This window comes from Micromonospora yongxingensis (assembly GCF_052601155.1).
Genome location: NZ_JBQXEO010000028.1, coordinates 31,159 through 46,957 on the forward strand (window position 1 = coordinate 31,159; position 15,799 = coordinate 46,957).

17 protein-coding genes are annotated in these 15,799 nt (G+C 72.7%); 8 read left to right on the forward strand and 9 right to left on the reverse strand.

The genetic code is table 11. The features are described 5' to 3' along the window. Positions 1 to 97 precede the first annotated feature (97 nt). The 4 genes from ACTWLT_RS26540 to trmB all read right to left on the reverse strand — a co-directional run bounded on the left by ACTWLT_RS26540 (position 98) and on the right by trmB (position 5,251). Positions 98 to 1,006, reverse strand: coding sequence for a putative endonuclease domain-containing protein (locus tag ACTWLT_RS26540; RefSeq protein WP_445320684.1), 909 nt, complete (start codon positions 1,004 to 1,006; stop codon positions 98 to 100). Between the two features lie 222 nt (positions 1,007 to 1,228). After that, positions 1,229 to 1,873 carry a hypothetical protein gene (locus tag ACTWLT_RS26545; RefSeq protein WP_445320685.1) on the reverse strand — a complete coding sequence of 215 codons (645 nt, stop codon included), beginning with the start codon at positions 1,871 to 1,873 and terminating at the stop codon, positions 1,229 to 1,231. Between the two features lie 155 nt (positions 1,874 to 2,028). Further along, a complete protein-coding gene (locus tag ACTWLT_RS26550; RefSeq protein ID WP_252419784.1) occupies positions 2,029 to 4,542 on the reverse strand; it encodes a DEAD/DEAH box helicase in 2,514 nt (837 codons plus the stop codon). A gap of 79 nt (positions 4,543 to 4,621) precedes the next feature. Continuing rightward, the gene (trmB, locus tag ACTWLT_RS26555; protein ID WP_445320686.1) at positions 4,622 to 5,251 is read right to left on the reverse strand and encodes a tRNA (guanosine(46)-N7)-methyltransferase TrmB; all 630 of its coding nucleotides are present in this window, start codon (positions 5,249 to 5,251) and stop codon (positions 4,622 to 4,624) included. 208 nt (positions 5,252 to 5,459) lie between these two features. Between trmB and ACTWLT_RS26560 the strand changes: the two genes are divergently transcribed. Then, positions 5,460 to 6,119 carry a hypothetical protein gene (locus tag ACTWLT_RS26560; RefSeq protein ID WP_445320720.1) on the forward strand — a complete coding sequence of 220 codons (660 nt, stop codon included), beginning with the start codon at positions 5,460 to 5,462 and terminating at the stop codon, positions 6,117 to 6,119. 7 nt (positions 6,120 to 6,126) lie between these two features. Beyond that, positions 6,127 to 6,852, forward strand: coding sequence for a class F sortase (locus ACTWLT_RS26565; RefSeq protein WP_445320687.1), 726 nt, complete (start codon positions 6,127 to 6,129; stop codon positions 6,850 to 6,852). A gap of 29 nt (positions 6,853 to 6,881) precedes the next feature. Here ACTWLT_RS26565 and ACTWLT_RS26570 read toward each other — a convergent pair whose 3' ends face one another. From ACTWLT_RS26570 to ACTWLT_RS26580, 3 genes are read right to left on the reverse strand one after another with little or no spacing between them, the layout of a single operon-like run. Further along, positions 6,882 to 7,205 (reverse strand): antibiotic biosynthesis monooxygenase family protein, encoded by a 324-nt coding sequence (locus ACTWLT_RS26570; RefSeq protein WP_445320688.1) that lies wholly within the window; start codon positions 7,203 to 7,205, stop codon positions 6,882 to 6,884. Between the two features lie 27 nt (positions 7,206 to 7,232). Beyond that, positions 7,233 to 8,030: an exodeoxyribonuclease III gene (locus ACTWLT_RS26575; RefSeq protein WP_252419787.1), complete on the reverse strand. Its 798-nt coding sequence runs from the start codon at positions 8,028 to 8,030 to the stop codon at positions 7,233 to 7,235. Between the two features lie 37 nt (positions 8,031 to 8,067). Then, positions 8,068 to 8,988, reverse strand: coding sequence for a proteasome assembly chaperone family protein (locus tag ACTWLT_RS26580; protein ID WP_252419788.1), 921 nt, complete (start codon positions 8,986 to 8,988; stop codon positions 8,068 to 8,070). 421 nt (positions 8,989 to 9,409) lie between these two features. On the opposite strand from ACTWLT_RS26580, the gene ACTWLT_RS26585 reads away from it, so the two are divergent. The 3 genes from ACTWLT_RS26585 (at position 9,410) to ACTWLT_RS26595 (ending at position 11,322) form a co-directional block, all read left to right on the forward strand. Further along, complete coding sequence (locus tag ACTWLT_RS26585; RefSeq protein WP_445320689.1) at positions 9,410 to 10,261, forward strand: peptidase M23; 852 nt, start codon at positions 9,410 to 9,412, stop codon at positions 10,259 to 10,261. Between the two features lie 106 nt (positions 10,262 to 10,367). Further along, a complete protein-coding gene (locus tag ACTWLT_RS26590) occupies positions 10,368 to 10,514 on the forward strand; it encodes a hypothetical protein (RefSeq protein ID WP_203122442.1) in 147 nt (48 codons plus the stop codon). Between the two features lie 49 nt (positions 10,515 to 10,563). Then, positions 10,564 to 11,322, forward strand: a complete 759-nt coding sequence (locus ACTWLT_RS26595; RefSeq protein WP_445320690.1) for an EcsC family protein — start codon at positions 10,564 to 10,566, stop codon at positions 11,320 to 11,322. A 21-nt stretch (positions 11,323 to 11,343) separates the two neighbouring features. Here ACTWLT_RS26595 and ACTWLT_RS26600 read toward each other — a convergent pair whose 3' ends face one another. Continuing rightward, positions 11,344 to 12,195, reverse strand: coding sequence for a GDSL-type esterase/lipase family protein (locus ACTWLT_RS26600; RefSeq protein WP_445320691.1), 852 nt, complete (start codon positions 12,193 to 12,195; stop codon positions 11,344 to 11,346). A gap of 92 nt (positions 12,196 to 12,287) precedes the next feature. Beyond that, positions 12,288 to 12,926: an antibiotic biosynthesis monooxygenase gene (locus ACTWLT_RS26605; RefSeq protein WP_445320721.1), complete on the reverse strand. Its 639-nt coding sequence runs from the start codon at positions 12,924 to 12,926 to the stop codon at positions 12,288 to 12,290. Between the two features lie 142 nt (positions 12,927 to 13,068). Between ACTWLT_RS26605 and ACTWLT_RS26610 the strand changes: the two genes are divergently transcribed. From ACTWLT_RS26610 to ACTWLT_RS26620, 3 genes are read left to right on the forward strand one after another with little or no spacing between them, the layout of a single operon-like run. Further along, positions 13,069 to 13,332: a DUF6343 family protein gene (locus ACTWLT_RS26610; RefSeq protein WP_252419792.1), complete on the forward strand. Its 264-nt coding sequence runs from the start codon at positions 13,069 to 13,071 to the stop codon at positions 13,330 to 13,332. Between the two features lie 12 nt (positions 13,333 to 13,344). Further along, positions 13,345 to 14,760: an NADP-dependent succinic semialdehyde dehydrogenase gene (locus tag ACTWLT_RS26615; protein WP_445320692.1), complete on the forward strand. Its 1,416-nt coding sequence runs from the start codon at positions 13,345 to 13,347 to the stop codon at positions 14,758 to 14,760. Between the two features lie 50 nt (positions 14,761 to 14,810). Further along, positions 14,811 to 15,776, forward strand: coding sequence for a TIGR03885 family FMN-dependent LLM class oxidoreductase (locus tag ACTWLT_RS26620; RefSeq protein ID WP_252419794.1), 966 nt, complete (start codon positions 14,811 to 14,813; stop codon positions 15,774 to 15,776). Positions 15,777 to 15,799: the final 23 nt, after the last annotated feature.

Genomic DNA, 15,799 nt, shown 5'->3' on the forward strand with positions numbered 1-15,799 from the left:
GCCCGCGCCAGCCCGTATGGCCCCAAGATCACGCACGATCCAGGAAGTAGTGGCCTTCCCCGACAGGGGAGGCCACTACTTCTGTGTTTGAGCACGATCATCGTGTCCAGGGGGAGCGGGACCGTGCGCGCAGGGCGGCCCTGACCTCGGCGAGGAAGCCGTCGAAGTCCTCCCGGAGCCGCTTGGCGGTTGCGTGCAGGACGATCCACTCGCCGCCGAGCAGTCGGTTGAGCCGCCGGCGGTCCCGGTGGAACTGCTCCGGATCGTCGTGCCAGAGCCCGTCATACTCCACCGCCACCTTGAACTGCGGCCAGGCCAGGTCCAGCCGGGCCACGAACCGGCCCTGGTCGGTGACGATCCACTGCGTCTGCGGGCGGGGCAGCCCGGCGAGCACCAGCCGCACGCGGGTGCGGGACTCCTGTGGTGACTCCGCGCCCGCGTCGGCCAGGTCGATCGCGCGCAGCAGCGACCGCCAGCCCCGCCGACCCACCCGGCTCAGCGCGTATTCCCGCAACGTCGGCACGTCGGTGAGCCGGCTGGACAGCAGGGCGTCGATGACGACCACCGCCTCGACCACCTGGAGCCACCGAGCGAGGTCCCAGCAGGTCCGCGCGGGGCTCGTCACCGTGACCCCCGCCCAGTCCACCGTGTCGCCGGGGTCGATCTCACCGTGGTGGACCCGAAGGCCGGCGGTGGGCCCGATCCGGGTTTCCCGGGGCACCAGCACGTCGAGCGGCTCGCTCTGGCCTGGTGTCGCGCAGCCGAACAGGGCCGCTGCGGCACGCCCGGCGATAGCCGCGCCGGGCGGGATCAGCCAACGTCCGACGGCGGCGCACCTGATCCGGTGGGTGACTCTGACCCGGGTGTCGGCGTAGACGTCCCGGAAGAGCGGCCGCCACGCGGAGCTGCGGAGGTCGTTGCGGGTCAGCAGGCCTCGTGAAACGGCGACCGAGCCGCGGAAGATCCGACCGCGCAACTGCGGCGGCCGGCGAGGAGCTTTCGGCATGGCATCCAGGCTGACCGATCGCGCTGCCCCACGGCGCCCCTGTGGACAACCGCGAACTCGGCGTCGGCGTCTGAACCTCCGGCAGCCCGTGGTCTCGTCCGAACATGGATGTAGTGGCCTCCCCAGGGACGGGAGGCCACTACATCCAGGATTGAGCGTGATCTTGTCGGACGGACCGCAGCGGGCGGCCTTGCGGCAGGCCGCGGGCGAACGGGTTGGTCGTCAGGCGGCGGTGGACCAGATGGCGCGGAAGGCGGCGGCTTCGCCGGCCAGCCAGCGTTCGATCTGCTCGGGCTTGGCATCGGTGGGCATGCGGTGGCTCTGGCCGCGCCGGACGTCGACCAGGACCGGCTCGGCGTGCGGCAGCACCGCGTCCATGTGACGGGCCATCAGGTGCAGGGTGGCGAGCACCGACTCCTCACTCGGCGGGGTCTCGTCGAAGTGCAACCGGATCGCCTCGGCGCGGCCGTCGGCGTGCCGTACGCCGAAATGCGGGTTGATCTTGACCGGTAGGTCGCCCAGCATGGCCAGGGCGTCGCGGGTCTGGGCCAGGTCGAGGGCGGCCGGGTCGCCGAGCGAGTGCAGCCAGGCCGTGGCGCCGGGCACCAGCGCCTGGTAGAGCGGGCGCCAGCGTGGCTTGACCACGTCGACCACGCCGGCGAGGTGGGTGCCGCCGGTGTGGAAGGCGATGTCGGCCTTGAGCGCCTTGACGAACTGGCCGTGCGGGTTGAAGCCGGAGCGGCTGGCGCGCTGCTTGCGCAGCCCGCCCACGAAGGTCGCCTTGGTGGGGCCGTTGCGGTCGACGTAGCGGGTGAAGCCGAGCAGCGTGGCGTAGGGGGTGAGGGGCGTGGAGGCGGGCGCGGTCACGGGCGTCCTCCCGGGTCGTAATCTTGCAGGTCAGGAACTCGATTAGTACATACATTCTAATCGACGGGTCTGACATCGCCCAGTGAAACCGGGGCTGCGGAAGACGCGACAAAGGGGGCCACCCGCGACGGGCGACCCCCTTCGGTGAGAACGCGTCAGAGCTGGCCGACGTCGGTGATCCGGACGACGGCCGCGCCCACCTCGTCCGAGGCGGCCAGGTCGACCTCGGCGCTGATGCCCCAGTCGTGGTCCCCGTCGGGGTCGTCGAAGATCTGCCGGACGGTCCACCGCTCCCGACCCTGCTCGATCATGAGCAGCGCCGGCCCGCGGGCGTCCGGTCCGACGCCGATCGAGTCGTACGCCTCGAAGTACGGCTTCAGCGCGTCGGACCACGCGTCGTAGTCCCAGCCGTCCGCGGCGTCCAACTCGGCGAGCAGATCCCAGCGGCGCAGGGCGGCCAACTCGACCCGACGGAACAGCGCGTTGCGTACCAGCACCCGGAACGCACGGGCGTTGCGGGTCACCGCCGGTGGCCGGTCGGTCAGGTTGGCGTGCGCCTGGGCCACCTCGGCCACGTCGGACGGGTTGCGCAGCCGCTCCCACTCGTCGATGAGGCTGGAGTCGACCTGGCGGACCAGCTCGCCCAGCCACTCGATGAGGTCGATCAGCTCCTCGGTCTTGGCGTCCTCGGGCACGGTCTGCCGCAGCGTCTTGTACGCGTCGGCCAGGTAGCGCAGGACGAGGCCCTCCGAGCGGGTCAGCCCGTAGAACTGCACGTACTCGGTGAAGGTCATGGCCCGCTCGTACATGTCGCGGACGACGGCCTTGGGGGAGAGCTGGTGGTCGGCGACCCAGGGGTGCCCCTGGCGGTACATCTCGTACGCGGCCTCCAGCAGCTCGGCCAGGGGCTTCGGGTGGGTCACCTCGTCGAGCAGTTCGAGGCGGGCCTCGTACTCGATGCCCTCGGCCTTCATCGCGGCGACCGCCTCGCCGCGTGCCTTGAACTGCTGCGCGGACAGGATCTGCCGGGGATCGTCGAGGATCGACTCGATCACCGAGAGGACGTCCAGGGCGTACGACGGGGACTCGGCGTCGAGCAGCTCGATGGTGGCCAGGGCGAGGGGGGAGAGCGGCTGGTTGAGCGCGAAGTCGAGCTGGAGGTCGACGGTGAGTCGGATCCGCCGGCCGGTCTCGTCCGGCTCGGGCAGCTCCTCGACGACCCCACCGGCCCGCAGCGCCCGGTAGATGGCGATCGCCCGGCGGATGTGCCGGCGCTGCGCGGCCGGCTCCTCGTGGTTGTCGGTGAGCAGGTGCCGCATCGCGGTGAACGCGTCCCCGGGCCGACCGATGACGTTGAGCAGCATCGAGTGGCTGACCTGGAAGCTGGAGGTCAGCGGCTCCGGCTCGGCGTCGACCAGCCGGTCGAAGGTGGGCTGACCCCAACCGATCGAACCCTCCGGCGGCTTCTTGCGGACCACCTTGCGCCGCTTCTTCGGGTCGTCGCCGGCCTTCGCGAGGGCCTTCTCGTTGTCGATGACGTGTTCGGGAGCCTGCACCACGACCCGGCCGATGGTGTCGTAACCGGCCCGGCCGGCCCGCCCGGCGATCTGGTGGAACTCCCGGTTCTTCAGCAGACGGGTGCGGACCCCGTCGTACTTGGACAGGCCGGTGAACAGCACGGTGCGGATCGGCACGTTGATGCCCACGCCGAGGGTGTCGGTGCCGCAGATGACCTTGAGCAGGCCGGCCTGTGCGAGAGTCTCCACCAGCCGGCGGTACTTGGGCAGCATGCCGGCGTGGTGGACGCCGATACCGTGCCGGACCAGCCGGGACAGGGTCTTGCCGAAGCCCGAGGTGAACCGGAAGCCGCCGATCGCCTCGGCGATCATGTCCTTCTCGGCGCGGGTGCAGACGTTGACGCTCATCAGCGCCTGGGCGCGTTCCAGTGCGGCGGCCTGGGTGAAATGCACGACGTACACCGGGGCCTGCTTGGTCTCCAGCAGCTCTTCGAGCGTCTCGTGCAGCGGCGTCATCGCGTACGAGAAGATCAGCGGGACCGGCCGCTCGGCCGAGCGGACGACGGCGGTCGGCCGCCCGGTGCGCCGGGTCAGGTCGTCGACGAACCGGGTGGTGTCTCCCAGGGTGGCGGACATCAGGATGAACTGGGCCTGCGGCAGCTCGATGATCGGCACCTGCCAGGCCCAGCCCCGGTCGGGCTCGGCGTAGAAGTGGAACTCGTCCATGATCACCTGGCCGACGTCGGCCCGGGCGCCCTCGCGCAGCGCCAGGTTGGCCAGGATCTCCGCCGTGCAGCAGATGATCGGGGCGTCGGCGTTGACGCTGGCGTCGCCGGTCAACATGCCGACGTTCTCGGCGCCGAAGACCTCGCAGAGGGCGAAGAACTTCTCCGACACCAACGCCTTGATGGGCGCGGTGTAGAAGGTCGTCCGGCTGTCGGCCAGTGCCGCGAAGTGCGCGGCGACCGCCACCAGGCTCTTGCCCGAGCCGGTGGGCGTGTTCATGATCAGGTTGGCGCCGGAGACGATCTCGATGACCGCCTCCTCCTGGTGGGGATAGAGGTCGAGGCCGCGCTCCTTCGCCCAGCCGGCGAACGCGTCGAAGAGGGTGTCGGGGTCGGCGCTTGTCGGCAGCGCGGCGGTGAGCGTCATATCCCGTCCATGGTGCCTGGATCATGACCCTTCGCGCCAACCGGTGGGCGGCCGGGGTGCCCACCGCGGCCGGAAGGGCCTACCGGCGGCGGTAGATCAGGTCGGCCACCGGGCGTCCGGCCGTGAGCGCCCGCCGTTCGAACTTGGTCACCGGGCGGTGCGCCGGACGTGGTGCGAACCCGCCGTACGCGTCCACCAGCCCCGGGTCCGCGTCCAGGGTCTCCCGCATCGCCTCGGCGTACTCGGCCCAGTCGGTCGCGCAGTGCACCGTGCCGCCCGGGGCCAGCCGGGAGCGCAGCAGCGCCACGTGCGCCGGCTGGATGATCCGCCGCTTGTGGTGGCGGGCCTTCGGCCACGGGTCCGGAAAGAAGACGTGCACGGCGTCGAGCGAAGCCTCCGGCAGGCCGCTGACCAGGTCCAACGCGTCGCCGAGGGCCACCCGGACGTTGCCCAGGCCACCGCGGTCCACCAGGTCGAGCAGGTTCGCGATTCCGGGCGTGTGCACCTCGACCGCCAGATAATCTCGATCCGGGTCGGCGGCGGCCATCGCGGCGGTGCTGTCGCCCATGCCGAAGCCGATCTCCAGCACCACCGGAGCCCGGCGGCCGAACAGGTCGGCCAGGTCGACCGGGGGGACGGGCCGGTCGGGCACGTCCAGGCCGTACGTGGACCAGAGCCGGTCCAGCGCGTCGGTCTGCCGGCCGCTCATTCGGCCCCTTCGGGGGTGGAAGGTGCGGATCGTCCGGCTCGCGGGCGGGACGGCGGGGTCATGGTCGATGGTGGTCACAGCGACCCGAGCGTACGCGACGTCGTCGGCGGATCGGATGTGATGTGCGACCGGGAATGAGAGGATCCACCTGGTACGGCAGGTCGGGTGGTCCGCCGCCCGGCTAGGCCGCACGGCGTCGAGAGGGGGCATCGTGACAGTGACCCGCGGCGGCGTGACCCTGTCGGTGGTGACCGTGCTCGCCGGCCCCCTGCTGGCCGCCGCCCCCGCGCACGCCGCTCTCGTGCCCACCGGTCCGGTGGCCACCCCTTCCGTGCTCGCCGCGCCGGGCCCGTCCGCGCCCGTCGCCCTCGTGCTCGCCGCGCCGACGCCCGGGTCCCAGCCGGGAGGCCCGCCGGGCGGTGCACCGCAGCCCGCCCCGGTGGACGTCTTCGTCGAGGTGAGCCCCAGCACGGTGCAGCCCGGCTACCTGGTCGGCATCCGCGCCAGCTGCCGCGACAACTCGATCGGCGCCACCGTGGTCTCCGACGCCTTCGGCGCCGTCGGGGTGCAGCCGCAGCGTGGGGTGCTCACGGCCGCCCCGATGGTCCGAGACCGCACCCGTCCCGGCAACTACCGGGTCAAGCTGGAGTGCCGCGACGGCGAGACCGCCTCGACCATGCTGCAGGTGGTCAAGAAGGTCCCGGTCCATCCCAGTCGCGGGCCGGCCACCGGTTTCGGCGGCGCTGCCGGCGGGATCACCGGCAAGCTGCTGCTGCCCGGTGGCGCGGCGCTGACCATCACCGGGCTGATCCTCGCCGTGGTGGCCCTGCGCCGGCCGCGTACCGTCCGTGGCGTCGCCCGCCACTGAGGCCGCCATGGAAATCTTCCGCCCCTCACCGCCGCCGGCCGGGCACCCGTCCGCCGAGCACCCGCCGGTGGCGTCCCGGCCGCCGACCGCCGTCGCACCCCGGCGCAGCCGCCCGGCGGGCCGCAGCCCGTGGTCGGTGCCCGTGGCCGTGGTGCTCGTGCTGGCCGGGGTCTTCGCGACCGGGGCGGGGCTGGGTCGCTCGGTGGGCCCGCTCGACTGGGTCGGGACGGGCGCTGACCGGGCCCCCCGCAGCGAGTCGGTCGGGCTGTCGGCCAGCCGTCCGGTGCGCCTCTCGGTACCGGCGATCAAGGTCGCCGCACCCGTGGCGCCGGTCGGGCAGGCCCGGGACGGTTCGATCGCCGTACCGCCGCTGGAGCGGCACAACGAGACGGGCTGGTACGACCGGGGTCCCACGCCCGGCGAGCCCGGCCCGGCGGTGATCGTCGGGCACGTCGACACCAAGAGCGGCCCGTCGGTCTTCTACGACCTGGGCAAGCTGCACCCCGGCGACCTGATCGAGGTGGCCCGGGCGGACAAGTCGGTGGTGGTGTTCCGGGTCGACACGGTCGAGCACTTCCCGAAGGACCAGTTGCCCGCCGACCGGATCTACGGCCACGACGGGCCGCCGGGTCTACGACTGATCACCTGCGGTGGCCAGTTCATCGGCGGCCGCACCGGCTACGCCGACAACGTGATCGCCTTCGCCACCTACCAGAGCTCCCGCCCCGCCTGACCATCCGGCCGGCCCGGGATCCGGCGTGGCTAGGGCTGTGGGGTGGGGACGTGCAGGGCGACCTCGAACTCCAGCAGGCTGGCGCCGCTGGCGACCGGGGGCCGCTGCTGCCCGCCCGGCGCGGTGGCGTGTGCGGCGCGGGACGGACCGGCGGCCCACGCCTGGTACGCCTCCTCGGTCTCCCAGCGTGTGTAGACGAAGTAGCGGGTCTCGCCGGCCACCGGCCGGAGCAGCTCGAAGCCGAGGAAGCCGGGGGAGTTCTCCACCGTCCCGGCTCGGGCGGCGAACCGCTTCTCCAGCTCCGCACCGGCGCCCGGCGGGACCTCGATCGCGTTGATCTTCACGACTGCCATCTGCCCACCCTAGCCACGCCGCCGGGCTCAGAACGCCTCGACCACCGGTACCAGGTCGGCGTCGACCACGATCGGGGCGTGGTCGGACGGGCCTTTGCCCTTGCGGGCCTCCCGGTCGACGTACGCGGAGCGGACCGCGCGGGTGAACGGCGCCGAGGCGTACACCAGGTCGATCCGCATGCCCTTGTTCTGGTGGAACATCCCCGCCCGGTAGTCCCAGTAGGTGAAGGGGTGCGGCCCCTTCATCGGGGTCGGCACCACGTCGCTGAGCCCCAGATCGCGCAGCGCCGCGAGGGCCGCCCGCTCGGCCGGGGTGACGTGCGTCGAGTGGGTGAAGACCGCCGGGTCCCACACGTCGGCGTCGGTCGGGGCGACGTTGAAGTCCCCACAGACGGCCAGCGGGAGCCCACCGGCCAGCTCCGCGTCCAACGCGTCGCGCAGCGCCGCGAACCAGGCCAACTTGTACGCGTAGTGCGGGTCGTCCGGTGTGCGGCCGTTGGGCACGTACACCGACCAGACCCGCACCCCGTCGCAGGTGGCGGAGATGGCCCGGGCCTCCGGCTCGGGGAAGCCGGGCTCACCGGCGAACCCGACCCGGACGTCGGCCAGGCCGACCCGGGACAGGATGGCCACCCCGTTCCACCGGCCGTCGCTGTGGCTGGCCACGGTGTAGCCCAGCTCGCCCACCTCGGCCACCGGGAAGGCGCCGTCCGGGCACTTGGTCTCCTGCAGGCAGACCACGTCCGGCCCGGTGCTGGCCAGCCACTCCAGCAGCCGGGGCAGCCGGGCCTTCACCGAGTTCACGTTCCAGGTCGCCAGGCGCATGTCCCCAGCCTGCCGCATCCGCGGCCGGGACGCCCGGTCAGCTGCCCGGGGTGTCGCCGGGACGGGTCTGTTCGGCCAGGAACCGTTCCAGCTCGGCGCCGAGTTCGTCGGCGGTGGGCAGCGGGCCGGCGTCCGGGGCGAGCAGGTTCTTCTCGCCGCGACCCCGGGCGAACGCGTCGTACTGCTCCTCCAGGGCCTGGACGAGGGCGGCGGCGTCCTCGGTCTGGGCGACCTGCCGGTCGATCTCCACCCGGACCACCTCGGCCGACGAGCGCAGCCCGTCGCCGGGCAGCAGCAGCCCCGTGCTCCGGGACACCGAGGTGAGCAGCACCTCGGCGGCGGCCGGGTACTCGGTCTGTGCCACGTAGTGCGGCACGTGGGCGGCGAAGCCGAGCGCGTCGCGGCCCTGCTCGCCGAGGCGGAACTCGAGCAGGTGGCCGACGCTGCCGGGCACCTGGACCCGCTGCAGCCAGGGCTCGTATCCGGCGATCAGCTCGGGTCGCGTGGCGTGCGCGGTCACCCCGGTCGGCCGGGTGTGCGGCACCGCCATCGGGATCGAGTTGAGGCCCACGGTGAGGCGGACGTCCAGCCGGGCGGCGAGCCCGGCGACGGCGGCCACGAACCGCTCCCACTGCAGATCCGGCTCGGGGCCGGTGAGCAGCAGGAACGGGGTCTCGTCGTCGTCGTGCAGCAGGTGCAGCTCCAACTGGGGGGCGTCGACGCTCTCCCAGTGGTCCTCGACGAACGTCATGACGGGCCGTCGCGAGCGGTAGTCGAACAGCTGGTCCACGTCGAAGGTGGCGATCGGCCGACTCTCCAGCGAGGTGAGCAACTGCTCGCGGGCCAGCCGGCTGGCGTTGCCGGCGTCCACGAACCCGGTGAGGGCCTGGATCATGACCGGTTGCCCGAGGTCGGGCAGATCATCGGTGAGCTGGTAGAGCTCGTGTGGGTCGAGCACCGGTGCGGACCTCCCTGAAATGTGCCTACGGGATGCCGACACGACGGACGGCACCCGGTTCGGGCAACGTACCCGCCATCCTGGTGCATTCCTGCGGCGGGCGATTCGTCGCCCGGCCGATGGGCACGACAGGACCAATCACCCGATTACCCCGCCCGGGTCGGCATCGTGGGCCGATCGGGGGAGGGCGGTTCGGCCCAAAGGCCGAGTTTGTCGATCATGTCGGCACGCGGGGCCGGATGTCCGCCCGTGTCGCCACCCGTGCCGGCCTGCGTGCCGCGCCGGCTTCATCCGGTACGCGAGGTCCGTTCCCCGGGCAGTTCGACCCGCCCCGGTCGTCCACCGGGACACCCCGTTTCTGTGGCGATCGCCACGTGATCACCGTGCGTGATCGGGGTTTCCATCTGCCTAGCCTCGGCTGATGCGTGACGACGGCACCCTCGACGACCCGAACGCCCCGAGCAGCCCCACTACCGATATGGAGGATGGCACCTCAGCCGAACGGACAACCGCCGCGAGCCGGCTCCGGGCGTACGCCAGGGACCTGACCGGTCGACGCCGGGCCCAGGTGGCTCTGGCCACCGGCGTGGTCTGCTGCCTCGGCCTGGCCGCCGTCGCACAGGTTCGTGACGACTCCGCCGGCGCGGCTGGCCGGGTCGATCCGCTCGCCAGCAGCTCCGAGCTGCTCCAGCGAGCCGAGCAGCAGCGGGCCTCCCGCGGCCTCGACCGTGTCGCCGCCCCCAGCACCCCCTCCGCCGCCGCGACCTCCAGCGACCCGGACACCAGCTCGCGCACCCGCAAGGCCGCGCCCGCGCGCCCGACCGACCCGGCGCCGGTCGCCGGGCTGGACGATGACCAGATGGAGAACGCCGAGGCGATCGTCCGCACCGGCCGCGAGATGGGCGTGCCCCGCCGTGGCCTGGTGATCGCGGTGGCCACCGCCATGCAGGAGAGCAACCTGTACAACGTCGCCAGCGGCGTGCTGCCCGAGTCGCAGGACCACCCGCACCAGGGTGTCGGCTGGGACCACGACTCCGTCGGGCTGTTCCAGCAGCGTTCCAGCAGCGGCTGGGGCCCGGTCGGGCGGCTGATGGACCCCGAGTTCGCCACCCGGCAGTTCCTCACCGCTCTCGAGCAGGTGCCCGGCTGGCAGCACATGCGGCTCACCGACGCCGCCCAGGCGGTGCAGGTCTCGGCGTACCCCGAGCACTACCAGCAGCACGAATGGCGCGCCACCAGGGTCGTCGAAGCCATCGTGCCGAGCGGGCGGTAACCTACCGCCCACTGTGGACTGTCGGGGTTGAGCCTGTCGCGTCCCGGGTACATCCGTTGCGGGTTCGGGGTACACATGACAGCAGGACCACCGACAGGAGGACGTTATGTCACTGATGCAGCGGATCAGCGCTTTTCTGAAATCACCGAAGGGGCAGCAACTGGTCGACCGGGGCCGGCGCGAGATGGCCAAGCCCGGCAACCAGCAGAAGCTCAAGGGGTTGGCGGCCCGGTTCTCCAACCGACGCCGCTGAGCGCTGCGCCGGCCGTCCTGCCCGCCGTACCGACCCCTGGGGAGACCCGGTGACCGACACCCCACCCGTCGGCGGCTCGCCCGCCGTGCCCACCCCCCACCCGTCCGCCGACCTGCCGACCGGGCCGGTGGACGCGCCCGAGGGCCCGCCGGCCCGGCTCTGGGACCGGATGCGCGACGACCCGCAGTACGCCCCGGAGCACCTCGCCCTGGAGGCGGTGCGCAGGCTCGGGCCGGAGGCCGCACAGTGGGCCGTCCGCGCCCGGGCCGATCAGCCCGGTGTCTCGGCCGACGCCCTCGCCGACCAGGCCACCCGTAAGTTCGTCAACCTGGCCCGCCTCTCCGGTGCGGTGTCGGGCGCGGCGGGGCTACCCGGCGCCGTGCTCGACGTGGGCGTGCTGGCCTGGACCCAGGCGCGGATGGTGCTGCACATCGCCGCCGCGTACGACGTCGACCCGCTGCACAACGACCGCGCCACCGACCTGCTGGTGCTCCAGCGGGTGCACAAGGTCGCCGAGAGCGCCCGGCTGGCGCTCGGGGTGGCCGCCGGCCGGGAACGCGCCGACGCGCTCTTCGGCCTGGGTGGGCGCCAACGCCCGCTCGGCCAGGTCATGCTGAAGCTCGGTGTCCGGCTGGCGCAGATGGCCGGTGTCCGGGCGGCCAAGCGGATGGTTGCCAAGATCGTGCCCGGTGCCGCGATCGTGCTCGGCACCTGGGCCAACTCGTCGGCCACCAAGGATCTGGCGGGGCGCTCCCGGGCGCTCTACCGGCCCCGCGGCACGACCGTGCCGGAGCCCCGCCGCTCCTGATCCCGGGCGCGAGCGGGGCGCTCAGTCGGCGAGGCCGGAGGAGCGCCAGGTCACCTCGGCGAGCCGACCCTGCCCGCTGACATTGGGGTGGAACCAGTCCAGCGGGTTGAGCATGTCGAGGCTGAACCGGACCTTGTGCACCGCTCCGCCGTCGTGCCGGCAACGCGAGCCGTACGCCCGGCACGCGGCCACCAACTGCGTGTTGTACGCGTCGATCCGGTCCCGGACGGCGGCCCGGCGAGCCCGGTCGGCCGGCGCGGTGGAGGTCGCCTCGGCCAGCAGGGCCGGGCAGATGCCCCGCTTCCAGGCGCGCACCGCCCGCGAGTCGCCGTGCCCGACCTCCCAGAGCCGGTACAGGTCCGGAATGCTCACCACCAGCACCCGGGCCTTCGGTCGGCCGGTCCGCAGCACGCGCAGGCCCCGGTCGACGTCGGCCCGGAACTGCGCCACCGGCGTCATCGCGTCCACCCCGCCCCGGCAGGCGTCGTTGGCGCCGATCAGCACGGTGACGTAGTCGGCGCGGTCGCGTACCGCTGCCTTGGCCTGGCCCTCCAGCGCGTCGGCGCGCGCCCCCGGCCGGGCGTGGTTGTACCGCCGGTCGCGGATCGCGGAGTCCTGGTCGAGCAGCCGCCGGTAGTGGCTCCGCACCCGCAGGCCGTCGCCGGTCGACCAGGAGTTGCGTTCGCAGGAGGTCAGCACCAGGCAGGAGGCGAAGCCGGTGCTGATCGAGTCGCCGAGCGCGGCGATGCCGCCCGGCCCGCCGGGCTGTCCGCCGCTCGTGGTGGGGCGGGGTGTCGCCGAGGTGCCGCCCTCGCAGGCCAGCGCGACCAGCGCGGCGAGACAGGCCAGGGCGGCGACCCAGCGTCGAGGCATGACATCCCCCGTCTCGCAGCACAGAGCGACAGCGCGGTAACTCTATGCGTAGGACGTGGTTTTGCCCAGGCTCGACGGACCACTTGTCACGCTCATTCGTGCATGCCGCCCGGACGCCCGGCGGGACGGTTCGACGATCGCCGCCTCTGCGCGGGCCGTGGCTCGCCGTGCAGCCACCAGTGCAGCGCCCGGGTGATCCGGGGCAGCACCAGGTAGGTCATCAGCGGGGTCAGGCAGAGCGTCATCAGCACCACCCGGGCCGCCAGCGGCACGTCGGCGAGAAATCGGCTGGTCAGCAGGGTGGCGGTGAGGCTCAGCGGAAAGAACGCCAGCCAGATGGTCACCGCCTGCTTCCATCTCGGCGGCGACGCCGGTGGGATCGGCTCGACCGGGTCCACCCAGTGCTCCAACGGCGGGTCGAACCAGCCCTCGATCCCGGTGCGCCGCTCGACCCGGGTGTGCTCGACGATGCCCTGCGCCGAGCTGAGCCACCAGTGTCGCTGCGGCGACTCCTCCCACCGGTGCAGCGTCTCGGCGTCGGCGAAGCGGTAGAGCATGTGCCACTCCGGCGAGCCCGGGCCGCTCTGCACCCAGCCCGCGCCGAGGAAGCCCGGGAACGCCTCGGCCAGCGCGGTGCCCGCCCGCATCCAGGCCACCATCTCGCTGGCCCGGGCCGGATCGGCGCGCCGGGCGATGGCGACGGTAACCGGCACGGCCTCGGTCATGCTCATGGACATGGACATGCGCCCATCCTGCGGGTGGCGGGGCTTCCGTGGCGAACGGATGTAAGCGAGCCCACCGCCGACGCTCGGCGTGACCGACCGCGACGCCCCGGGCCGGTTAAGGCCGGCGATCGGGGGTAGGTCGGGGGGTATGACGAGATCGCAGCCCCGCCGTGCCCGCGGCACGGTCGGCCACGCGAACAGCGCGCTGAACCTCAGGCTCACCCTCGCCGGCTTCGGGTTGGTGATCATGGTGCTCTTCGCGGTGCTGGCGTTCTGGGCCGGCATCGCCTGGCTCGGCGTGCTCTGCGCGATCTTCGCCGTGGTCGCCGTCGTCGACCTGGTCGTCATCCAGCGCCGCCGTGCCGCCCGCCGCCGCGAGGAGCCGGGCGTCAAGCACTCGCTGTTCGAGTGACAGGAGGACGAGATGCCCATCGCCACCACCAACCCCGCCACCGGCCAGGTGCTCAAGACCTACGAGGCGATGTCCACCGAGCAGCTCGACGACGCCATCGAGCGCACCGACCTCGCGTACCAGCAGCTCCGCGGGACCACCGTCGAGCAGCGCGCCGGGTGGATGAACGCCGCCGCCGACCTGCTGGAGGGCGACCGGGACGAGATCGCCCGGATCATGACCACGGAGATGGGCAAGACGTACGTCGCGGCGCAGGCCGAGGTGACCAAGTGCGCCTCCGCCTGCCGGTTCTACGCCGACCGGGCGCCGTCGTTCCTCGCCGACGAGCCGGCCGACGCCACCGCCGTCAAGGCGACCCGGGCGTTCGTCCGCTACCAGCCGATCGGCGTGGTGCTCGCGGTGATGCCGTGGAACTTCCCGCTCTGGCAGGTGATCCGCTTCGCCGCACCGGCGCTGATGGCCGGCAACACCGGCCTGCTCAAGCACGCCTCGAACGTGCCGCAGACCGCGCTGCTGCTGGAGGACGTGTTCCGTCGGGCCGGCTTCCCCGAGGGGGCGTTCACCGCCCTGCTGGTCGGCTCGGACGCCGTCGACCGGATCCTCAGCGACCCCCGGGTACGCGCCGCCACGCTCACCGGCAGCGAGCGCGCCGGCCGCTCCATCGCCCAGTCCGCCGGCCGGGAGCTGAAGAAGACCGTGCTGGAGCTCGGCGGCAGCGACCCGTTCGTCGTGATGCCCTCGGCCGACCTGGACCGGGCCGCCGAGGTGGCCACCACCGCGCGCTGCCAGAACAACGGCCAGTCCTGCATCGCCGCCAAGCGGTTCATCGTGCACACCGACGTGTTCGACGCCTTCGCCGAGAAGTTCGCCGCCAACATGGCGGCGCTGCGGGTCGGCGACCCGATGGACACCGACACCGACGTGGGTCCACTGGCCAGCGAGGGTGGTCGCGACGAGGTGCACGCCCAGGTGCGCGACGCGGTGGACAACGGCGCGACCGTGCTCTGCGGCGGTGAGCCGCCGGCGGGTGAGGGCTGGTTCTACCCGCCGACGGTGGTCACCGACCTCACCCCGCAGATGCGGATGTGGCGCGAGGAGGTCTTCGGGCCGGTCGCCGGCCTGTACCGGGTGTCGTCGTACTCCGAGGCGATCGAGGTGGCCAACGGCACCGCGTTCGGGCTCGGTTCGAACGCCTGGACCCGGGACGCGGCCGAGCAGGAGCGCTTCGCCACCGACCTGGACGCCGGAAACGTCTTCATCAACGGCATGACCACCTCCTTCCCGGAGCTGCCGTTCGGCGGTGTGAAGAACTCCGGCTACGGCCGGGAGCTGTCCGCGCTGGGCATGCGGGAGTTCTGCAACACCAAGACGGTCTGGGTGGGCGACGGCGCGGCCGCCTCGGCCGGTGCCGGGGCGCACGCCGAGTAGCGACGAAAGGGCGGTTCAGCCGGGCGCCGTCGTGGGTAGGAAGTGCACCCATGACGGCGTTCGGCTTTCACGCGTCCCACGAGCAGATCCACCCTCGCGCCCTGCTGGAGGCGGTGATCCACGCCGAGCGGGCCGGCTTCGACGCGGCCATGTGCTCCGACCACTTCTCCCCGTGGAGCACCCGGCAGGGCGAGTCCGGCTTCGCCTGGTCGTGGCTCGGCGCCGCCCTGCAGGCCACCGGCATGTCGTTCGGCGTGGTCAACGCACCCGGCCAGCGCTACCACCCGGCGATCATCGCGCAGGCGATCGGCACGCTCGGCGCGATGTACCCCGGCCGGTTCTGGGCCGCGCTCGGCACCGGCGAGGCCAGCAACGAGCACATCACCGGCGACCCGTGGCCGCGCAAGGACGTGCGCGCGGCCCGGCTGCGCGAGTGCGTGGACGTGATCCGGGCGCTGCTGGCCGGCGAGGAGGTCAGCCACGACGGCCTGGTCCGGGTGGACCGGGCCCGGCTGTGGACGCGCCCCGAGGAACCACCGGCCCTGGTCGGCGCCGCGGTCAGCGTGGCCACCGCCCGGTGGTGCGCCGAGTGGGCGGACGGGCTGATCACCGTGAACGCCCCGGTGGCGCACCTGCGCGAGATGATCGACGCGTACCGGGACGCCGGCGGGCGCGGGCCGCTGCACCTGCAGGTGCACGTCAGCTGGGCGCCCGAGCAGGCGCAGGCCGAGGCGATCGCGTACGACCAGTGGCGCAGCAACGTCTTCGCCCCGCCGGTCTGCTGGGACCTGGAGACCGTCGAGCACTTCGACGAGGTCTCGGCAGACGTGCCGGCGCAGCGGGTCGCCGAGGTGGTGAACATCTCGGCCGACCTGGGCCGGCACGTCGGCTGGCTGGAGGAGTACCTGGAGCTGGGCTTCGACCAGATCGCCCTGCACCACGTCGGGCAGGAGCAGCGCGGGTTCCTCGACGCGTTCGGCTCGGAGGTGCTGCCGAAGCTGCGGACGGCCGGGTGATCGGGGACGCGTCCCCGGCCCCC

Excerpts from the sequence above, each read along its gene's own strand:
- ACTWLT_RS26550 (WP_252419784.1), bottom strand. The coding sequence starts at position 4,542 with ATGACGCTCACCGCCGCGCTGCCGACAAGCGCCGACCCCGACACCCTC.
- ACTWLT_RS26570 (WP_445320688.1), bottom strand. The coding sequence starts at position 7,205 with ATGGCAGTCGTGAAGATCAACGCGATCGAGGTCCCGCCGGGCGCCGGT.
- ACTWLT_RS26585 (WP_445320689.1), top strand. The coding sequence starts at position 9,410 with ATGCGTGACGACGGCACCCTCGACGACCCGAACGCCCCGAGCAGCCCC.
- ACTWLT_RS26565 (WP_445320687.1), top strand. The coding sequence starts at position 6,127 with ATGGAAATCTTCCGCCCCTCACCGCCGCCGGCCGGGCACCCGTCCGCC.
- ACTWLT_RS26605 (WP_445320721.1), bottom strand. The coding sequence starts at position 12,926 with ATGAGCATGACCGAGGCCGTGCCGGTTACCGTCGCCATCGCCCGGCGC.
- ACTWLT_RS26620 (WP_252419794.1), top strand. The coding sequence starts at position 14,811 with ATGACGGCGTTCGGCTTTCACGCGTCCCACGAGCAGATCCACCCTCGC.
- ACTWLT_RS26615 (WP_445320692.1), top strand. The coding sequence starts at position 13,345 with ATGCCCATCGCCACCACCAACCCCGCCACCGGCCAGGTGCTCAAGACC.
- ACTWLT_RS26540 (WP_445320684.1), bottom strand. The coding sequence starts at position 1,006 with ATGCCGAAAGCTCCTCGCCGGCCGCCGCAGTTGCGCGGTCGGATCTTC.
- ACTWLT_RS26590 (WP_203122442.1), top strand. The coding sequence starts at position 10,368 with ATGTCACTGATGCAGCGGATCAGCGCTTTTCTGAAATCACCGAAGGGG.
- trmB (WP_445320686.1), bottom strand. The coding sequence starts at position 5,251 with ATGAGCGGCCGGCAGACCGACGCGCTGGACCGGCTCTGGTCCACGTAC.
- ACTWLT_RS26575 (WP_252419787.1), bottom strand. The coding sequence starts at position 8,030 with ATGCGCCTGGCGACCTGGAACGTGAACTCGGTGAAGGCCCGGCTGCCC.
- ACTWLT_RS26600 (WP_445320691.1), bottom strand. The coding sequence starts at position 12,195 with ATGCCTCGACGCTGGGTCGCCGCCCTGGCCTGTCTCGCCGCGCTGGTC.
- ACTWLT_RS26610 (WP_252419792.1), top strand. The coding sequence starts at position 13,069 with ATGACGAGATCGCAGCCCCGCCGTGCCCGCGGCACGGTCGGCCACGCG.